The sequence below is a fragment of the Mucilaginibacter sp. P25 genome (assembly GCF_050859465.1).
In the GTDB taxonomy this organism is placed as follows: Bacteria; Bacteroidota; Bacteroidia; order Sphingobacteriales; family Sphingobacteriaceae; genus Mucilaginibacter; species Mucilaginibacter gossypii.
Window position 1 is genome coordinate 1,851,980 of record NZ_CP193937.1, and the last position, 14,381, is coordinate 1,866,360.

The 14,381-nt window shown below is 42.3% G+C and carries 16 protein-coding genes and 1 tRNA gene; 10 read left to right on the top strand and 7 right to left on the bottom strand.

Features of this window, described 5'->3' with window-relative positions; all coding sequences use genetic code 11:
• Nucleotides 1–125: 125 nt before the first annotated feature.
• Together ACRQ5D_RS09785 and ACRQ5D_RS09790 are read right to left on the bottom strand one after the other, a co-directional pair.
• Nucleotides 126–200 (bottom strand) — tRNA-Val (locus ACRQ5D_RS09785).
• Between the two features lie 102 nt (nucleotides 201–302).
• Entirely contained in the window at nucleotides 303–620 is a 318-nt protein-coding gene (locus ACRQ5D_RS09790; RefSeq protein ID WP_090535036.1) for a hypothetical protein, read from the bottom strand.
• Nucleotides 621–1,915: 1,295 nt separating this feature from the next.
• Between ACRQ5D_RS09790 and ACRQ5D_RS09795 the strand changes: the two genes are divergently transcribed.
• Together ACRQ5D_RS09795 and ACRQ5D_RS09800 are read left to right on the top strand one after the other, a co-directional pair.
• Nucleotides 1,916–2,608 carry a ferritin-like domain-containing protein gene (locus ACRQ5D_RS09795; protein ID WP_091173583.1) on the top strand — a complete coding sequence of 231 codons (693 nt, stop codon included), beginning with the start codon at nucleotides 1,916–1,918 and terminating at the stop codon, nucleotides 2,606–2,608.
• Nucleotides 2,609–2,620: 12 nt separating this feature from the next.
• On the top strand, nucleotides 2,621–3,466 hold the full coding sequence (locus ACRQ5D_RS09800; RefSeq protein WP_091173587.1) for a ferritin-like domain-containing protein: 846 nt from the start codon (nucleotides 2,621–2,623) through the stop codon (nucleotides 3,464–3,466).
• Nucleotides 3,467–3,539: 73 nt separating this feature from the next.
• Here ACRQ5D_RS09800 and ACRQ5D_RS09805 read toward each other — a convergent pair whose 3' ends face one another.
• Both ACRQ5D_RS09805 and ACRQ5D_RS09810 read right to left on the bottom strand, forming a co-directional pair.
• Entirely contained in the window at nucleotides 3,540–3,986 is a 447-nt protein-coding gene (locus tag ACRQ5D_RS09805) for a thioredoxin family protein (RefSeq protein ID WP_091173590.1), read from the bottom strand.
• Nucleotides 3,987–4,070: 84 nt separating this feature from the next.
• Complete coding sequence (locus ACRQ5D_RS09810) at nucleotides 4,071–5,792, bottom strand: DUF6600 domain-containing protein (RefSeq protein ID WP_431199480.1); 1,722 nt, start codon at nucleotides 5,790–5,792, stop codon at nucleotides 4,071–4,073.
• Between the two features lie 204 nt (nucleotides 5,793–5,996).
• Here ACRQ5D_RS09810 and ACRQ5D_RS09815 point away from each other — a divergent pair, with 204 nt between their 5' ends.
• Nucleotides 5,997–6,959 (top strand): isopenicillin N synthase family dioxygenase, encoded by a 963-nt coding sequence (locus ACRQ5D_RS09815; protein ID WP_091173603.1) that lies wholly within the window; start codon nucleotides 5,997–5,999, stop codon nucleotides 6,957–6,959.
• 104 nt (nucleotides 6,960–7,063) lie between these two features.
• Here the strand turns inward: ACRQ5D_RS09815 and ACRQ5D_RS09820 are convergent, their stop codons facing one another.
• Nucleotides 7,064–8,302, bottom strand: a complete 1,239-nt coding sequence (locus tag ACRQ5D_RS09820) for an MFS transporter (protein WP_176844552.1) — start codon at nucleotides 8,300–8,302, stop codon at nucleotides 7,064–7,066.
• Between the two features lie 143 nt (nucleotides 8,303–8,445).
• On the opposite strand from ACRQ5D_RS09820, the gene ACRQ5D_RS09825 reads away from it, so the two are divergent.
• From ACRQ5D_RS09825 to ACRQ5D_RS09845, 5 genes are all read left to right on the top strand, one after another.
• The gene (locus ACRQ5D_RS09825; RefSeq protein WP_431199481.1) at nucleotides 8,446–8,871 is read left to right on the top strand and encodes a LysR family transcriptional regulator; all 426 of its coding nucleotides are present in this window, start codon (nucleotides 8,446–8,448) and stop codon (nucleotides 8,869–8,871) included.
• Nucleotides 8,868–9,326 (top strand): LysR family transcriptional regulator substrate-binding protein, encoded by a 459-nt coding sequence (locus tag ACRQ5D_RS09830; RefSeq protein ID WP_431199482.1) that lies wholly within the window; start codon nucleotides 8,868–8,870, stop codon nucleotides 9,324–9,326. The genes ACRQ5D_RS09825 and ACRQ5D_RS09830 overlap by 4 nt, the downstream gene beginning before the upstream one ends.
• 91 nt (nucleotides 9,327–9,417) lie before the next feature.
• Nucleotides 9,418–10,002 (top strand): hypothetical protein, encoded by a 585-nt coding sequence (locus ACRQ5D_RS09835; protein WP_431199483.1) that lies wholly within the window; start codon nucleotides 9,418–9,420, stop codon nucleotides 10,000–10,002.
• Entirely contained in the window at nucleotides 9,984–10,502 is a 519-nt protein-coding gene (locus tag ACRQ5D_RS09840; RefSeq protein ID WP_432328774.1) for a hypothetical protein, read from the top strand. Before ACRQ5D_RS09835 ends, ACRQ5D_RS09840 begins: the two co-directional genes overlap by 19 nt.
• Before the next feature lie 35 nt (nucleotides 10,503–10,537).
• Entirely contained in the window at nucleotides 10,538–10,708 is a 171-nt protein-coding gene (locus ACRQ5D_RS09845; RefSeq protein ID WP_432328776.1) for a TlpA disulfide reductase family protein, read from the top strand.
• A 258-nt stretch (nucleotides 10,709–10,966) separates the two neighbouring features.
• Here ACRQ5D_RS09845 and ACRQ5D_RS09850 read toward each other — a convergent pair whose 3' ends face one another.
• Together ACRQ5D_RS09850 and tilS are read right to left on the bottom strand one after the other, a co-directional pair.
• Nucleotides 10,967–11,449 carry a hypothetical protein gene (locus tag ACRQ5D_RS09850; RefSeq protein WP_091173610.1) on the bottom strand — a complete coding sequence of 161 codons (483 nt, stop codon included), beginning with the start codon at nucleotides 11,447–11,449 and terminating at the stop codon, nucleotides 10,967–10,969.
• Nucleotides 11,450–11,500: 51 nt separating this feature from the next.
• Nucleotides 11,501–12,784 carry a tRNA lysidine(34) synthetase TilS gene (tilS, locus tag ACRQ5D_RS09855; protein WP_432328778.1) on the bottom strand — a complete coding sequence of 428 codons (1,284 nt, stop codon included), beginning with the start codon at nucleotides 12,782–12,784 and terminating at the stop codon, nucleotides 11,501–11,503.
• Nucleotides 12,785–12,852: 68 nt separating this feature from the next.
• On the opposite strand from tilS, the gene ACRQ5D_RS09860 reads away from it, so the two are divergent.
• Both ACRQ5D_RS09860 and ACRQ5D_RS09865 read left to right on the top strand, forming a co-directional pair.
• Nucleotides 12,853–13,977, top strand: coding sequence for an OstA-like protein (locus ACRQ5D_RS09860; protein WP_431199487.1), 1,125 nt, complete (start codon nucleotides 12,853–12,855; stop codon nucleotides 13,975–13,977).
• Entirely contained in the window at nucleotides 13,920–14,369 is a 450-nt protein-coding gene (locus tag ACRQ5D_RS09865) for a hypothetical protein (RefSeq protein WP_431199488.1), read from the top strand. Before ACRQ5D_RS09860 ends, ACRQ5D_RS09865 begins: the two co-directional genes overlap by 58 nt.
• Nucleotides 14,370–14,381: the final 12 nt, after the last annotated feature.

A 14,381-nucleotide genomic window follows, 5' to 3' on the forward strand; every position in this document is an offset into this window, starting at 1 on the left:
CCATCGTTTTGGTAAAACCGAGCGGCGAAGTTAAATCACTTTGCCATATAATGCAAATACTTTTGTGAAGTATTTAGCGAAGATTGCAAGTATAAAAAAGCCCAACATTGCTGTCAGGCTTTTAGTGGGAGCTACTGGGTTCGAACCAGTGACCCTCTGCTTGTAAGGCAGATGCTCTGAACCAGCTGAGCTAAGCTCCCTTGCTTTTGGGACTGCAAATATAGGGCTTGATGTTTATTCTTCAAAAAATATTTTGCATTTTTTGTAATGTGTTGATTTTTAATGAGATGTGTTTTAATAATTTACTTCACATCCCTGTACTGGGCACGCGGGCGGGGGTCTTCCGGAAGAATTTCCATTTCCGGAAATTCGATGTAGTGGGCATACCATTGTATGGCGCCTACCAAATCCAGCGCGTCTTCGGCAGCTACGCTAACCGTTTCAAAAGCGTAAAGCTTCTGGTCGGCGTAGCCGTAAAGCTGAATTTCGTTGTCATCCGGACTAAATTGTTCTTCATCAAGGCAGTAAACTTTTACCTTGAGGCGTGTATCCCTGGAGTGGATCACATCCCTGCAGGGGTTTTGAGGATCGGTTGCCAGTAAATATACATTATAGTCCATAATCGGTTTAACAAAGTTTATATGGGATGGTTTCCTGATTAAGCATTTATGTTAAAAATTGTTTGACTTTTTAATCGTTTCCCCTGGGTGTGGAAATAGCACCCTCGTTTGGGGAAAAAATCTACAGTTTAATATTTAAGTAATATTAAAAACCTGTTTTTAAGGCATATAGATGCATGTTTATTAATTGGCATTTCGTTTGAATAAATGTTATTACCCTTCTCAAAGGGTTGTTTTTCATAGGTAGATGTAGGGTCGAAATACTGCGAGAGTATTTCGACCTTTTTTATTATCAAATGTTTAATGCCGGTTTCCTCTCCAAAGCAGGTTTATATAACTGGATATGTCATCTAGGCATGTGATGACTGGCAAGGTAGTTTAGCCGGTCAAGTTTTAACTTTTGGGAAAATTATACCACTATTCCCGGAAAGTATCTACACACTTTATATTCATTAGGCCTTTGAAAATGCGTTTAGAATACTGGAAAGGCGTTTTGGTATTTGGCACCCGGTTTGAATTAAAGTTAATACCCTTACTAAAAAGGGTTGTTTTTCATAGGTAGATGTAGGGCCGGATCAACTGCGAGAGTTGTCCGGCCTTTTTTATTACGGCGTTATGTTGCCTGATGATTAAAATGTAGCCTGCCGAAATTAACCAATGGGAAATTAATTCCCGGTTTTGGGTGTCATTTCTACACATTGAGAAGTGTTTGTGTTTTAAAAAGCTGCCAATTAGGCATTTAAAGCCATTTTTAAACATTGGCATCAGGTTTGAATATAGTTTAATACCCTTCTCAAAGGGTTGTTTTTCATAGGTAGATGTAGGGCCGGAATAACTGCGAGAGTTGTCCGGCCTTTTTTATTTAGCGGAAATTTCAATCTCTCTCTGATCTGATTGCTTTTTAATTAAGAATGGTTAATGATAGTAGCTTATAATTCCCGATTTTGGGATTGCTTTCCACACGGGGATATCTGTTAGCTTCAAAAGCTTATTTATAGAAGTTTAAAAGCGGTTTTAGGATTTGGCACCAGGTTTGGATAAGTATTAATACCCTTTTCAAAGGGTTGTTTTCATAGGTAGATGTAGGGCCGAAAAACTGCGAGAGCGTTTCGGCCTTTTTTATTATTCCGAATTTTGGGGAGGTCTTTTTAGCTGTAATAGAGCCATAGGTTTTACCCGCAGTTAAACACTCCAATTAAGAGTAGCTTAATTATCGCAAATTGAAATCCGGCGGGTTATTACGGGCGTATATCCATCTACAAGATAACTAATTATAGCATTAAAAATCGAACTCTATGAAAACATCTGAACAGGAAAGCATAGGCGGAGCAAATATGGCCAGGAGGTCATTTTTACGCTATGCGGGGTTAGGCGTGGCATCAGCCGGACTCTTAGCTACAGCAGCTTGTCACAAAGACCACAAGGTAATTGTTGGCGGGGGCATTGATATCGGTGCCAAAGGCGATCTTGCGATCCTTAACTACGCTTACGCGCTTGAGCAACTGGAAGCCGCATTTTATATCCAGGTAATTACCACGCCATATTCGGGCATGACCGCCGATGAAAAAGCGCTTTTCACAAGTATCCGTGATCATGAGGTGCTACACCGTGAATTTTTCAAAGCTGCTTTAGGCGGTAATGCAATCCCTGCACTTACTGTCGATTTCAGCACTATCGATTTTACCAAAAAAGCTGCCGTACTTGGTGCTGCCAAAGCATTTGAAGATACCGGTGTTAAAGCTTATGATGGTGCCGGTTACCTGATTCAGGATGCCGGTTATTTAACCATTGCGGGTAAAATTGTATCGGTTGAGGCAAGGCACGCTGCATTGATTAGCAATATGCTTGTTGCAGGGTCATTTGCTGCCGATGACCAGGTAGACAGCAACGGGTTGAATAAATCAGCTACCATTGCCGAGGTATTGCCTATCGCAAACACCTACCTCAAAACTAAAGTGAGTGCATCCAATTATAGTTACACAGCTTAATCCCACATCGCCATGAATTTATTTAATATAATAGACGAGATAGAAAAATTTGATCCCGAACTGAACGACAGGCTTAATCCGCGTCGTGCAGCTATCAAAAATATAACCAGCTTCGGTTCAAAAGTGGCTATGGCCGCTGTGCCGTTTGCCATGGGTACCATGCTCAAAAAGGCGTACGGGGCTGCTGCTGCTCCAACAGTGATTGAGGTTTTAAATTATGCTTTAACACTTGAATATCTTGAGTCGTCATTTTATAATACAGGTGCTGCCTCAGCAGGTTTGATCCCTGCTGCAGGCGCCTCTTATATTAACGCAGTAAAAGAAGACGAAAACCAACACGTGGCCTTCCTGAAATCAGCTATTACAGCTTCGGGCGGTACGCCGGTTACTTCGCCCAAGTTTGACTTTACAGCAGGCGGCGGCACAGGTGAGGGGCCCTTTAAAGGTTTGTTCGGCAATTACAACTTGTTTTTGAAGGTGGCGCTGGCTTTTGAAGATACAGGTGTACGTGCTTATAAAGGCCAGGCGCCTAACTTGCTGGGCAATAAAGATATTTTGACGGCGGCTTTATCAATTCATGCCGTTGAAGCCCGTCACGCATCGGCTATCCGTCAGTTGCTGGGCGTTTCCCCGTGGATCACCAGTACCGCTACTTTAGGCAACGATACCGGTGTGCCGCAGGTTAACGGAAATTACGATGGCGAACAAAACGTTACCCAGGGCGGGGTCAATCTCACCACATTGCCGGGTGTATCAGGCACATCTACTTCAGTAGCTGTTGCTACCGCTGCTTTTGACGAGCCATTATCTATGGACCAGGTGTTGGCTTTATTAGTAGGTACTTTTATCTACACCTAAATAAAGTTGTTAATTGAGTTAAAAAAAAGACCGGTTGCTTATAGCGCCGGTCTTTTTTATAGTTAAAATTCAATTATTTGTTCAATGCCTGCCTGCCAAATTTAATGAGGTCATTTGCCCTGATATAGCCTACGGTTCCTGATACGGGTTTGCCTTTGCTGGTAAATATAATCATGGTAGGGTAGGCCTGCAGTCCCCATTCAGCAGCCAGGGCAGGGCCTTGTCCTTTTTCCATGTCGATAGCTACATTTACAAAATTATCGTTGTAAAAATCGGCTACTTTGTTGTTTTTAAATGTGGTAGCCTTGAGCATTTTGCAGGGGCCACACCAAGTGGCATAAGCATCAACAAAAATATATTTGTTTTGACGGGCAGCCTGTTTTAGAGCTTCGGTCCAGGAGTTTTCAATAAAGTTGATTTGGGTTGATGACTTGCTTACGTTTTCCTGTGCCCTGACGGTGGAACTGAGTACGATAACAAGTGCGATGATAAAATAATTAATATGCAGGAATTTCTTCATTGTTAATAATAGCGATTATAAATAAAAACAGCACGTATATAATGCTTTATACGTGCTGTTTATTGCAGCGGTTATAAATTTATTTTACCGGTTTGCAGGTCGCCTTTCCTGCTGCTGGCGTTGTTGCTGTTGCTGACGCTGTTGTTGTTGCTGGCGTTGCTGCTCCTGCTGCTGACGTTGAGCCTGCATTTGTTGCTGGCGTTGCTGTTCCTGTTGTTGACGTTGAGCCTGCATTTGTTGCTGGCGCTGTTGTTCCTGTTGCTGACGTTGGGCCTGCATTTGTTGCTGGCGCTGTTGTTCCTGCTGCTGACGTTGGGCCTGCATTTGTTGCTGGCGCTGTTGTTCCTGCTGCTGACGTTGGGCCTGCATTTGTTGCTGACGTTGCTGTTCCTGCTGCTGACGTTGAGCCTGCATTTGTTGCTGGCGCTGTTGTTCCTGTTGCTGGCGTTGGGCCTGCATTTGTTGCTGACGTTGTTGTTGCTGCTGCTGTTGACGTTGAGCCTGCTGCTGTTCCTGCTGCTGGCGCTGTTGTAGCTGCTGCTCTCTTTGAGCTTGCTGTTGCTGCTGTCTTTGCTGTACTTGTTGTTGCCTTTGGGCTTGCTGTTCCTGCTGGGACTGCGGACGGTTCTGCTGCTCGCTTTTTACCCGTTGATCTTGCTGCCTTTGCTGTAATTGTTGTTGACGCTGGGCTTGTTGTTGCTGCTGGCGTTGGGTTTGATTATTTTGTCTTTGATCAAGCTGTTGTTGCCTTTGTGCTTGTTGCTGTTGCAGGCGTTGTTGAGCCTGTTGCTGACGCTGAGCTTGATTGTCTCCTGGCCTTGCATTTGGCTGATTTGGGCGAGCTCCATTTTCCGGGTTAGGCCGGGCTGCCGGGCCTGGATGGTTAACCTGTACTATTTTGTTATCAGGTCTTTCGTTACGGGCAATTTGACGCAGACGGGCCGCATTATTGGGGTTGATAGTAGCGTTACCGCCGCGTCTGTTGGCGATGCCATCATTAGGGTTTTGCTGCCTGTAAGCCGCAGCGTTTACCACCCTTGCAGGTCGTGCATCGGGTGCTTTTCTTACTTCCGGACGGTAAATGTTTACTGTATTATTAACTATCCTGCCGCCGCCGTTTGGCCGGTTAACGTTGTTAATGTTGTAAACACGCACGTTACGGTTGTTAGTAACCTGCCTGATCTCATTTACTCTTGGGCCGGTTATATAAGTACGGTTGTTATTAACATAAGTGTTGTTAATAATTGTTGTTTGATGAATAATGTTAACTACTCGTGTTTGCGGCACATAATAATTATAGATATTCGGCCTGGTAATATATGCCTGTGGTGCGCAAACCCAGTAATTGTCGGGCACATTGTAACTATTGCCAAAAGAGATATTGATACTTATACCTGGCTGTAAAGGCGCCCAGCCGTAATAACCGCCGCCGTGCCTCCAGCTTACCCATGCCGGGGCCCATTCATGGCCTGGAATCCATTCCCATCCATAATAATCATCATAGCGCCAACGGCCATAATGAAACGGAGCCCAGCCCCATTCATAATCGGATACCCAGGTATTGCCATAGTCGGTTACTACCCAGTGGCCCCGGGTAGCATATGGCCTGAAATTGTCACCGGCGTCCGGGATCCAAACGTTACCGTATTGCGGGTCGTTAACCCAGGTACCGTATGGATCAAGTTCGTCGTAAAACTCCTGGTCGGATACATAGCCTCCTTCCTGGGCTTTACTCATGTTTGGTGCGGCAAGCATTATTAAAAATGCTATTAAGCTAATACCGCATATTTTATTAATAAATTTCATAATAATGTATGTTTAAGATGGCCTGTCACATTGGTGTTGCTGAATGTATGACAAGCAGAAGTATAAAACGTTTAAAGCAAAAATTGTTTTAAAGAGTTAATGAGAACAGGGTCAGCGTAATTATGGGGATAAAATTTTATCACTATCTTGTATTCCTCGCTTAAAAATTAAATAATTTTGCTACCTGTTTTATAAACGATAACTATGAGCACAGTAAACATTCCACGCCTGGACCTGAATACCTATATAAACGGCAGTGCCGATGAACGCAAGCAATTTTCGAACGATATTGGCAAGGCTTTTAACGAAACAGGATTTGTTACCATTACTAATCACGGTCTTAGTAAAGAATTGATAGATAGGCTTTACAACCAGGTTAAAACGCTGTTTGCCCTGCCCGATGCAGTAAAACAGCAATATGAAATCCCAGGCTTAGCAGGCCAGCGCGGGTACACCGGTAAAGGCAAGGAAACGGCAAAAGGTTTTAAAACCCCCGACCTGAAAGAATTTTGGCAAATTGGCCAAACCGTAACTGATGACGAGGTACTGAAAGCACAGTACCCGGATAATGTAACCGTTAATGAACTGCCCGAATTTAACCCAACCACCATCGAAGTTTACAAAAAACTGGAAGCAGCTGGTAAACATTTACTCCGCGCAATTGCCGTTTACCTCGAATTGCCCGAAAACTATTTTGATGATAAAGTTCATAACGGTAATTCAATACTTCGCACCCTGCATTATTTCCCTATAACCGATCCTGATTCGGTGCCCGATGATGCTGTACGTGCCGGAGCCCACGAAGATATTAACCTGATCACCCTGTTAATAGGAGCCAGCGCCGATGGCCTTGAACTGTTAACCCGCGATAATACCTGGTTCCCGGTTAAAGCTTATGGTGAAGACCTGGTAGTTAACGTTGGCGACATGCTGCAGCGTTTAACCAATAACAAGTTAAAATCAACCACCCATCGCGTAGTAAACCCACCGCGTGAGCTGATGAAGTTCTCCCGTTTTTCCGTGCCGTTTTTCCTGCACCCAAAATCGAACATGGATCTGACCAGTCTTGATTCGTGCATTGATGAACAGCATCCTAAATTATATACTGATATCACTGCCGGTGAGTATCTGGATGAACGCTTGAGGGAGATTGGTTTGAAGATGTAGGTCTCAAAGACAAATAAAATCGTCATTGACGTTCTATAGAGAATAACAAAGCCCTTCCAAAACTTGAAAGGGCTTCTTTATTTAAACAGGTAGATGAAATAGATTTACTTAACGAACACTGCTTTGCCTTCAACGGCTTCACCTGCTGCCTGTCTTCTTTTATATAATACAAACAATGCAGTGGCCAATACCCCAATAATTCCCTCGATACAAACAGCCCTGCGCGGCCCAAGCTCATTGGCTGACCAACCGGCCATCAAACTTCCCACCGGAATCATGCCCTGGTAAGCCATCACATAATAGCTGATAGCCCTTGCCCGCATAGCCGGGATAGCATGGGTTTGGATATAGGTGTTGATGGCCGATGTTTGCGCCATCATACCAACGCCGGTAAATACCATAAATATTAAAGCAAAAGGGAGTTTGCCTGCATAGGCCACCATCAGCACGCTTGTACCAAAAATGAGACTTGCTATCGACATGATCTTTACCAGGTTTTTATTACTCTTCAGGTTAGCCAGATATACCGCACTAATTACCGAGCCTAAACCAGCTGCGCTCTCAAACCAGCTGAAGGTTTTTGCATCGCCGTTAAAAAGATCTTTGGCGAAGATTGGCATTAGTGTATTAAATGGTATCACAAACAGGCTGCTTGCAGTAAGCATCAGGATCATACTGCTCAGGTCGCTGTCGCCGGATACGTATCTGAAACCTTCCTGTAATTCTGTCCAGATGCTTTTTTCCGAACGGACAGGCACTATGGTGTTTAGCTTCATCATAAATAAACAGGTGAGCACAGGGATATAGCTCAAAAAGTTGCCGAAGAAACAAACATCCTCACCAAAAGCACTTAATACGATACCTGCAATTGCCGGGCCTGCAATACGCGCCAGGTTGGTCATGGTTGAGTTTAAAGCGATGGCATTAGGCAAATCAGCCTTGTCATCAACCATATCCACCATTAATGATTGGCGGCAGGTTACATCGAAGGCATTTACAATACCTTGCAACAGGCTGAGGCCAATAATAGCTGGGATATTATAGATTTTAAAGAAGATCATGAAAGCAAAAGCACCGGCTTGAAGCATGGATACTACCTGGGTAATAACTAAAATGCGGTAACGGTTATGCCTGTCAACAATACTACCTGCATAGGGTGCTAGGATTAGCGATGGAATAAGGCTCACAAAACTCACAATTCCTAATAAAAGTGCCGAACCTGTAAGGCGGTAAACAAGCCAGCTCACTGCTGTTTTTTGCATCCATGTGCCAATGAGGGATATTGACTGACCGTAAAAAAACAGCTTAAAATTACGGTACTTTAAAGAGCGAAACACATTCATTTGTTCAATTCATAACAAAAGCAAATTCAGGGGAGTACTTAATGCAAGACTATTGAATTGTTTTATGCTGCAAATATCGCCCATATCAATACATTTGTAAAATAGATTGTTTTAATAGGATTGATAGATAAAAACGATTGATTGTGGAATTACGTCAACTGCAATACTTTGTTAAGGCTGCCGAAACCATGAACTTTACCGAGGCTGCTGCTGCGGTATTCATTACACAAAGCACGCTATCACAACAAATAAAGCAGCTTGAAGAGGAGCTGGGCATGCTTTTGTTCGACAGGATAGGCAAGCACGTACGGATCACTGAGGCTGGTCATATATTTTTAACTCATGCCCGCAAGATCCTTAACGATGTGCAGCGGAGCAAGCAGGCCATAAGTGAATTGCAAAATGCTACCATCGGCGAGCTTAACATCGGCGTTTCATATGCATTTACTTCTTTATTGTTGCCCGCATTGGCTCCGTTCAGTACCAAATACCCCGGCATCAAAATCTTTATTACCTATGGTAGCCCGGAAGAATTGGAAAAAAACTACGACTGGCCGAGCTGGATATGATCCTCGCTTTCCACAATGAAAGTGATGACGAAGACCTGGAAATGCAGGAATTGTTTAGTTCGAGCGTGGTAATGGTGGTATCTAAAAATAATCCGCTGACCCAACTCAAGAAAGTAAGCCCGGAAGAGCTGGCCAAACTTGATCTCATCCTACCGGGAAAAGGCTTCAGCTCGCGCGATTTTATTAATGATTTGTTTAACCGCAAAAAGATAGTGCCCAATATAAAAATTGAGCTCAATGATGTGCATTCATTGCTGGCTTTGGTTGAGAGCGGCCATTGGGCAACTATCCTGAATGAAAAAGCCATCATCGGCTGGAATAAAGTGGCCGCCATTCCCATCGAATCAAAAGATATCAAACGGCAATCATATATCCTGTGGCAAAAAGGAGTTTACCGTAAACGTGCGGCTATTTTATTTATTGAGGAATTGATGAAGGTGATGGAGAGTGAGTAGTAAAATATTCATGTATTATATATCCTAAGAGGCTGTGAGCGTTATAATAATCTCTTTATATTTGATTTATAACCCGATATAAGCCTTATCTATGAACCTTAAACCAATTTTTTACCAGATATTACTATCTGTAATATGTATTCAGCTCTTTGCCGCGTTTCGGCCTGATCAGCACAAATCAATTCATAGTCAAGCAACGGAAAACGGCTCTAAAGCAACGATTCTATTCCGGCTTAAAGCCCATGAGCAGTTCAGGCTCGAATATATGAACGCATTTTTGGAGGCAAAACAACTTAAATTTATCAATCCCGGGGAAAAGGATACTGTAATTATACGTAATGTAACAACCAATATTCCTGTTGCCTTAACAATGACTTTTTTTGAGTTTGGAAAAGATAAAAGCACGAAAGAAAGAAAGTTTTCAGTACTTGCATCGCCTGGAGATACATTGAATTTATCATTAACAAGCCAGGGATTTCTGAATACAGAAAGATTAAAAAAAGAATTGTATTATCCAACGATTCTATTTCATATTATACCAACTATACTACTGCGCCCGGCGGCAAAGCAGTATCCTCCAAGAATGAACTTTGGGAATCTTTTTATACAGAATTTAATAGAAAATTTCGAGAAGAAACGGATAGGATCAATGGCCTTTTGGCTAATTTTCAAATAGATTCATCAGCATTTGAGCAACTGACAATCAACTGTAAACTTCATTATTACAAACGGTTGTTTAATTGGCTTTATGAGGGTAATGGCCAATACTTTGAGCCTGCTTTACCTGTACTTTCAAAGTTGAGTGAGGATATCGAGCATGTTTTAAATAGCCCACACCTATTTTTGGCCGAAGATTTATTGAGTGTGATTGACGGCTACGTCAGGCTCAAAATCATTAACAAAGGTGGGGACTATGTTAATGGCATTACCATATATAAAGAAGCATCGGCAGCTAATTTGGGCAGGTTTAAATCCAGCTATCTTCTTATTTGTTTAACTCATTCTCCGGTAAAAAAAGGTAATGGATTTAACGAAATAATGAAGGACTACAGGAGAAAGATGGCTAATACAAGCTATTCGATACATCTCGACAACATTATGAGAAACATGTTGGATGGCAAACAGCTTATAGCAAACGATATGTTAATTGGTTTAAACGGAAAAAAGTATCATTAAATAATCTGCTTAAATCAAAGAAACAGTTTTACATATTGGATTTTTGGGCAAGTTGGTGCTCGCCGTGCAGGGCCCAGTTGCCGGTGATGGATAGTTTAAGATCTGCGTTGAGAAAAAACGCTGTTGAGGTAATTTCAATTAATCTCGATCAAAAAGAAGTATCCTGGAAAACAGCATCCCTGGCCGAAAAAAACACCTTGGAATAAACAATTATCACCTTAATGCGGCCACTAAATCAGCTATTGTGCGCCAGTTAAATATATCATCTATTCCGCGATATGTGATTTTGGATAACTTAAAAATAATATCATCAAACTTTTATCAGCCCACAGAGCCCGGTTTTGTTGATGAGTTGAAGGATTTGATACGCACCAGGTAAAAGTTTGTTATTTGACTAAATATCGCGCTGATCTACTCTAATAAAAAATTGATTGTATTATATAACAATGGGAGATGTAATAAATTTACTTCTTCATCTCTTCTTTTATCGCCCTCAAAAATTCATTAGGATGTTTGGAGCCGATAATATAAAGCAGACCGTCACGATCTGTAAGGTGGATGGCTTCATTGCCTGATGTGAAAAAGCGGATGGTGCCTTTGGTATGCAGGTTATAAACCGGATTGTTGAACATGTAGCGGCTGTAGGTGCCTTTTTCGGCTTTAACAATACTGTTCAAATCTATTTTTACCAGTTTGGTTGTCCACAAGCCGTCAAGCATAACGCTTTTGTTTTCAACACGGGTGCGGAAATGCAGCAGGAACCCCAGGATAATGGAAATAATGATGATGGAAAAGCCCACAACAACCAGCAAATCGCCGTTACGCTCACGTTCGTCGGTGAAGAAATAGGCTGCAAAACAAAACATGGCTAAAACCAGGCGTATGGTTAGCGGTATAAATTCCCGGCCAAGGTATTGCTTTTCAGTAAAAACGGATTTATCGCTCATGTTAGTTTAAACAGTTCGAAGATAGTAACTTTTTTAGTGTTATCACTCACTTTATACCTTTCTGTCGGGGCGATAGCCGCCAATCCACATAATTTCACCGTTGCCGTTTACCAGGATTGGGATTTCTTCCTTTTGGTACAGCGGCACTTTCTGGTTAATGAAAAAATCGCTCAATTTCTTTTTGCCTTTCATCCCAAGAGGAAAAAAATGATCTCCCTCGTACCATGCACGTATTTTTAACGGGTAAACCAGCTTATCAGCATCAATAGATACTGCCAGCGGATTGTTCTTTATAATCAACGGGCTATCGTCATGTAACAAGTTAAGCTTATAAACGCCAAAATTTGCTTCATGGTCTGTAGCGTTGATAATAACTTCGGCAGGTAGCACAGTAGTTTTTGGCTTAAGGATAATATTATCGCGATCGAGCAATAAAGTGTGTGTTCCTGATTCAAATATCCGGCCCGAGTGTTTATCGAGCGAGGCAATGAGGTCATCAATGGTAGCTTCATTAAAACCGTATTCATTTAGCAATTTAAAAAGAAGCAACCTTTTTGGCTTAAGTTTTTTTACTTCGGCTATGCGCAGGTAAATGATGCCATCATGTATTTGCAACAAGGTTTGCCTTAACTCATCAAGCCTGATCTCAAGCAACAATTCCAGGTCTCGGAAATGGAGCAGGTTGCTTTCAAACGTTTTTTCGAGCGATGGGTTCAATTCTTTAAGCTTTGGCACAACCTCCAGCCTGATCTTATTTCGGGCATATTTTGCCGAAGCATTGGAACTGTCTTCAACAAAAGTTAAACCTTCGGCACTAACCATGGTCTGTATTTCCAAACGGCTGAGGAACATCAGCGGGCGCACCAGTTTACCGTTTTTGGGTAAAATGCCATGCAAACCGGCAATTCCGGTGCCACGTGTAAGGTTTAACAATATTGTTTCGATAGTATCGTTTTGGTGGTGAGCAAGCGCAACAACCTCATAACCTGATTGCTGATTGATGGTTTCAAACCACTGATAACGTAAATCGCGGGCAGCCATTTGTATGGATACCTTGTTGTCTGCAGCGTATTGCTCCGTATCAAAATTAACAGTATGAAATGGTACACCAAGAGTTGTAGCGAGGTTGCGGCAAAAAGTCTGGTCGCGCAGGGCTTCGTCGCCACGCAGCTGGAAATTACAATGGGCGATGCCAAAATCATAACCGGCAGCTTTGAGCAGGTGCACCATTAAAACCGAATCGATGCCGCCGCTTACAGCCGCCAGTATTTTGGCAGCGGGCGTAAATAAGCTGTTTTGCTCAATAAAATTAACAAACTGATTAACTGGCAGCATTCATCAAAATTATTAATTTAATAACCCCAACAAAAAACTAATTTTGCCACTGTGAGGAAATATGTTTTATGCTTTTTGTTTTTGGCGATGGCAACTGCAGCTATGGCTCAAAAAAATCAATTGTAAACCTGATACAATCTGAACGAAGCACCGGCGGAAAAATCAATGGCAAGCAGATGTTCAAGGTTTATAAAGGCGTGTTTAAGCAGGATTACTCCATCCTACGGTCGGATAGTGCATACTTTTATCCCAACGAAAACGCGTTTGACGCTTTTGGCAACGTAAATATAAACCAGGGCGATACACTGAATATATTTTCGGATAAGCTGAATTATAACGGAAATACAAAAATTGCCATCTTAACAGATAATGTTAAAATGGTCGACCGCGATGCTACGCTAACTACCAACTATCTTACCTACAATACCGCCAGTCGCATAGGTACTTACACAGGTGGCGGAAAGCTGGTGAATAAAGACAATGTGCTTACCAGTAAAAACGGCTATTACTTTGCCTTCACCCGCGACTCCTATTTCAGGTACGATGTGGTACTTACCACACCCGATGCTTTGATAAAAACCGATACCCTTAAGTACAATACAGGTACACGGATAGCCTATTTTTTCGGACCAACCAATATTTACGGCACCAAGGATAAGGATACCTTGTATACCGAAAATGGTTTATATAATACCGTTACGGAACAGGCTTACTTTGGAAAGAAAAACTCATACAGGCAAGGCACCAAATCACTAAAAGGCGACAGCCTTTTTTATGATAAGCTAAAAGGTTATGGCCGCGCGGTAAAAAACATCACCTTTGAAGACAGGGAACAAAAGGTAACTATTAAAGGAGACCTTGGTACTTATTACAGAGCCGAGGAAAAAACCGTTGTTACTGAAAATGCTTACGTTGTATTGATATCCGAGCAAAAGGATACCAGTAAAACCGATACCGCGGTTAAGCAATTACCCGCCGTAAATAATAAGAATGCAAAAGTATCAGCCAAAAACATAACCGATCTTACTAAGATTGCCGGTGCCATAAAGCCCGACAGCAGCCATAAGGCCCCGGCCAATACCATGCCCATTAAGCAGCCATTTGCCATAGGAAAAAAGACAGTGCCAATGTTGATATGGCAACTAAACTGGTGCAGGGCGCTTTACAAAACAATAAAGATGCCGATGCTTTGATAAAAGCAGCAACGCAATCAAAAAAAGGGAACGAAAAGCTGATTGATTCGGCGCTGAAGGCGGCTGCTCCGGCATTAAAAAATAATAAGGACAAAGTCGGCATAAAAAACATAGGTAGCCTGGCGGGTGTGGCCGATGCTATTAAGCCAGGTGTTGCTAAAGTAACAGGAAAGCTTATACCTGTAAAAGCGGCGGTAGCGCCAAAAGATACCAGCCACATCAAACGCGATTCGATATACATGACTGCAGACACCATTGAAACGCAGATCATGACTTATAAAAACCAGAAAATTTACCAGGAGCGCCAGCGTACTTTGCGTGATACTACACTAAAGCAGCGCAAGGTGGCGGCTGATAAAAAAACTCAAAGTTTCTTACTGCCTATTATATAAAGGTACCTAAAG

Bases quoted from the DNA above. Each gene is read 5' to 3' on its own strand.
- ACRQ5D_RS09790 (WP_090535036.1), bottom strand. From the start codon at position 620: ATGGACTATAATGTATATTTACTGGCAACCGATCCTCAAAACCCCTGC.
- ACRQ5D_RS09795 (WP_091173583.1), top strand. From the start codon at position 1,916: ATGAAAACATCTGAACAGGAAAGCATAGGCGGAGCAAATATGGCCAGG.
- ACRQ5D_RS09800 (WP_091173587.1), top strand. From the start codon at position 2,621: ATGAATTTATTTAATATAATAGACGAGATAGAAAAATTTGATCCCGAA.
- ACRQ5D_RS09805 (WP_091173590.1), bottom strand. From the start codon at position 3,986: ATGAAGAAATTCCTGCATATTAATTATTTTATCATCGCACTTGTTATC.
- ACRQ5D_RS09810 (WP_431199480.1), bottom strand. From the start codon at position 5,792: ATGAAATTTATTAATAAAATATGCGGTATTAGCTTAATAGCATTTTTA.
- ACRQ5D_RS09815 (WP_091173603.1), top strand. From the start codon at position 5,997: ATGAGCACAGTAAACATTCCACGCCTGGACCTGAATACCTATATAAAC.
- ACRQ5D_RS09820 (WP_176844552.1), bottom strand. From the start codon at position 8,302: ATGAATGTGTTTCGCTCTTTAAAGTACCGTAATTTTAAGCTGTTTTTT.
- ACRQ5D_RS09830 (WP_431199482.1), top strand. From the start codon at position 8,868: ATGATCCTCGCTTTCCACAATGAAAGTGATGACGAAGACCTGGAAATG.
- ACRQ5D_RS09835 (WP_431199483.1), top strand. From the start codon at position 9,418: ATGAACCTTAAACCAATTTTTTACCAGATATTACTATCTGTAATATGT.
- ACRQ5D_RS09850 (WP_091173610.1), bottom strand. From the start codon at position 11,449: ATGAGCGATAAATCCGTTTTTACTGAAAAGCAATACCTTGGCCGGGAA.
- tilS (WP_432328778.1), bottom strand. From the start codon at position 12,784: ATGCTGCCAGTTAATCAGTTTGTTAATTTTATTGAGCAAAACAGCTTA.
- ACRQ5D_RS09860 (WP_431199487.1), top strand. From the start codon at position 12,853: ATGCTTTTTGTTTTTGGCGATGGCAACTGCAGCTATGGCTCAAAAAAA.
- ACRQ5D_RS09865 (WP_431199488.1), top strand. From the start codon at position 13,920: ATGGCAACTAAACTGGTGCAGGGCGCTTTACAAAACAATAAAGATGCC.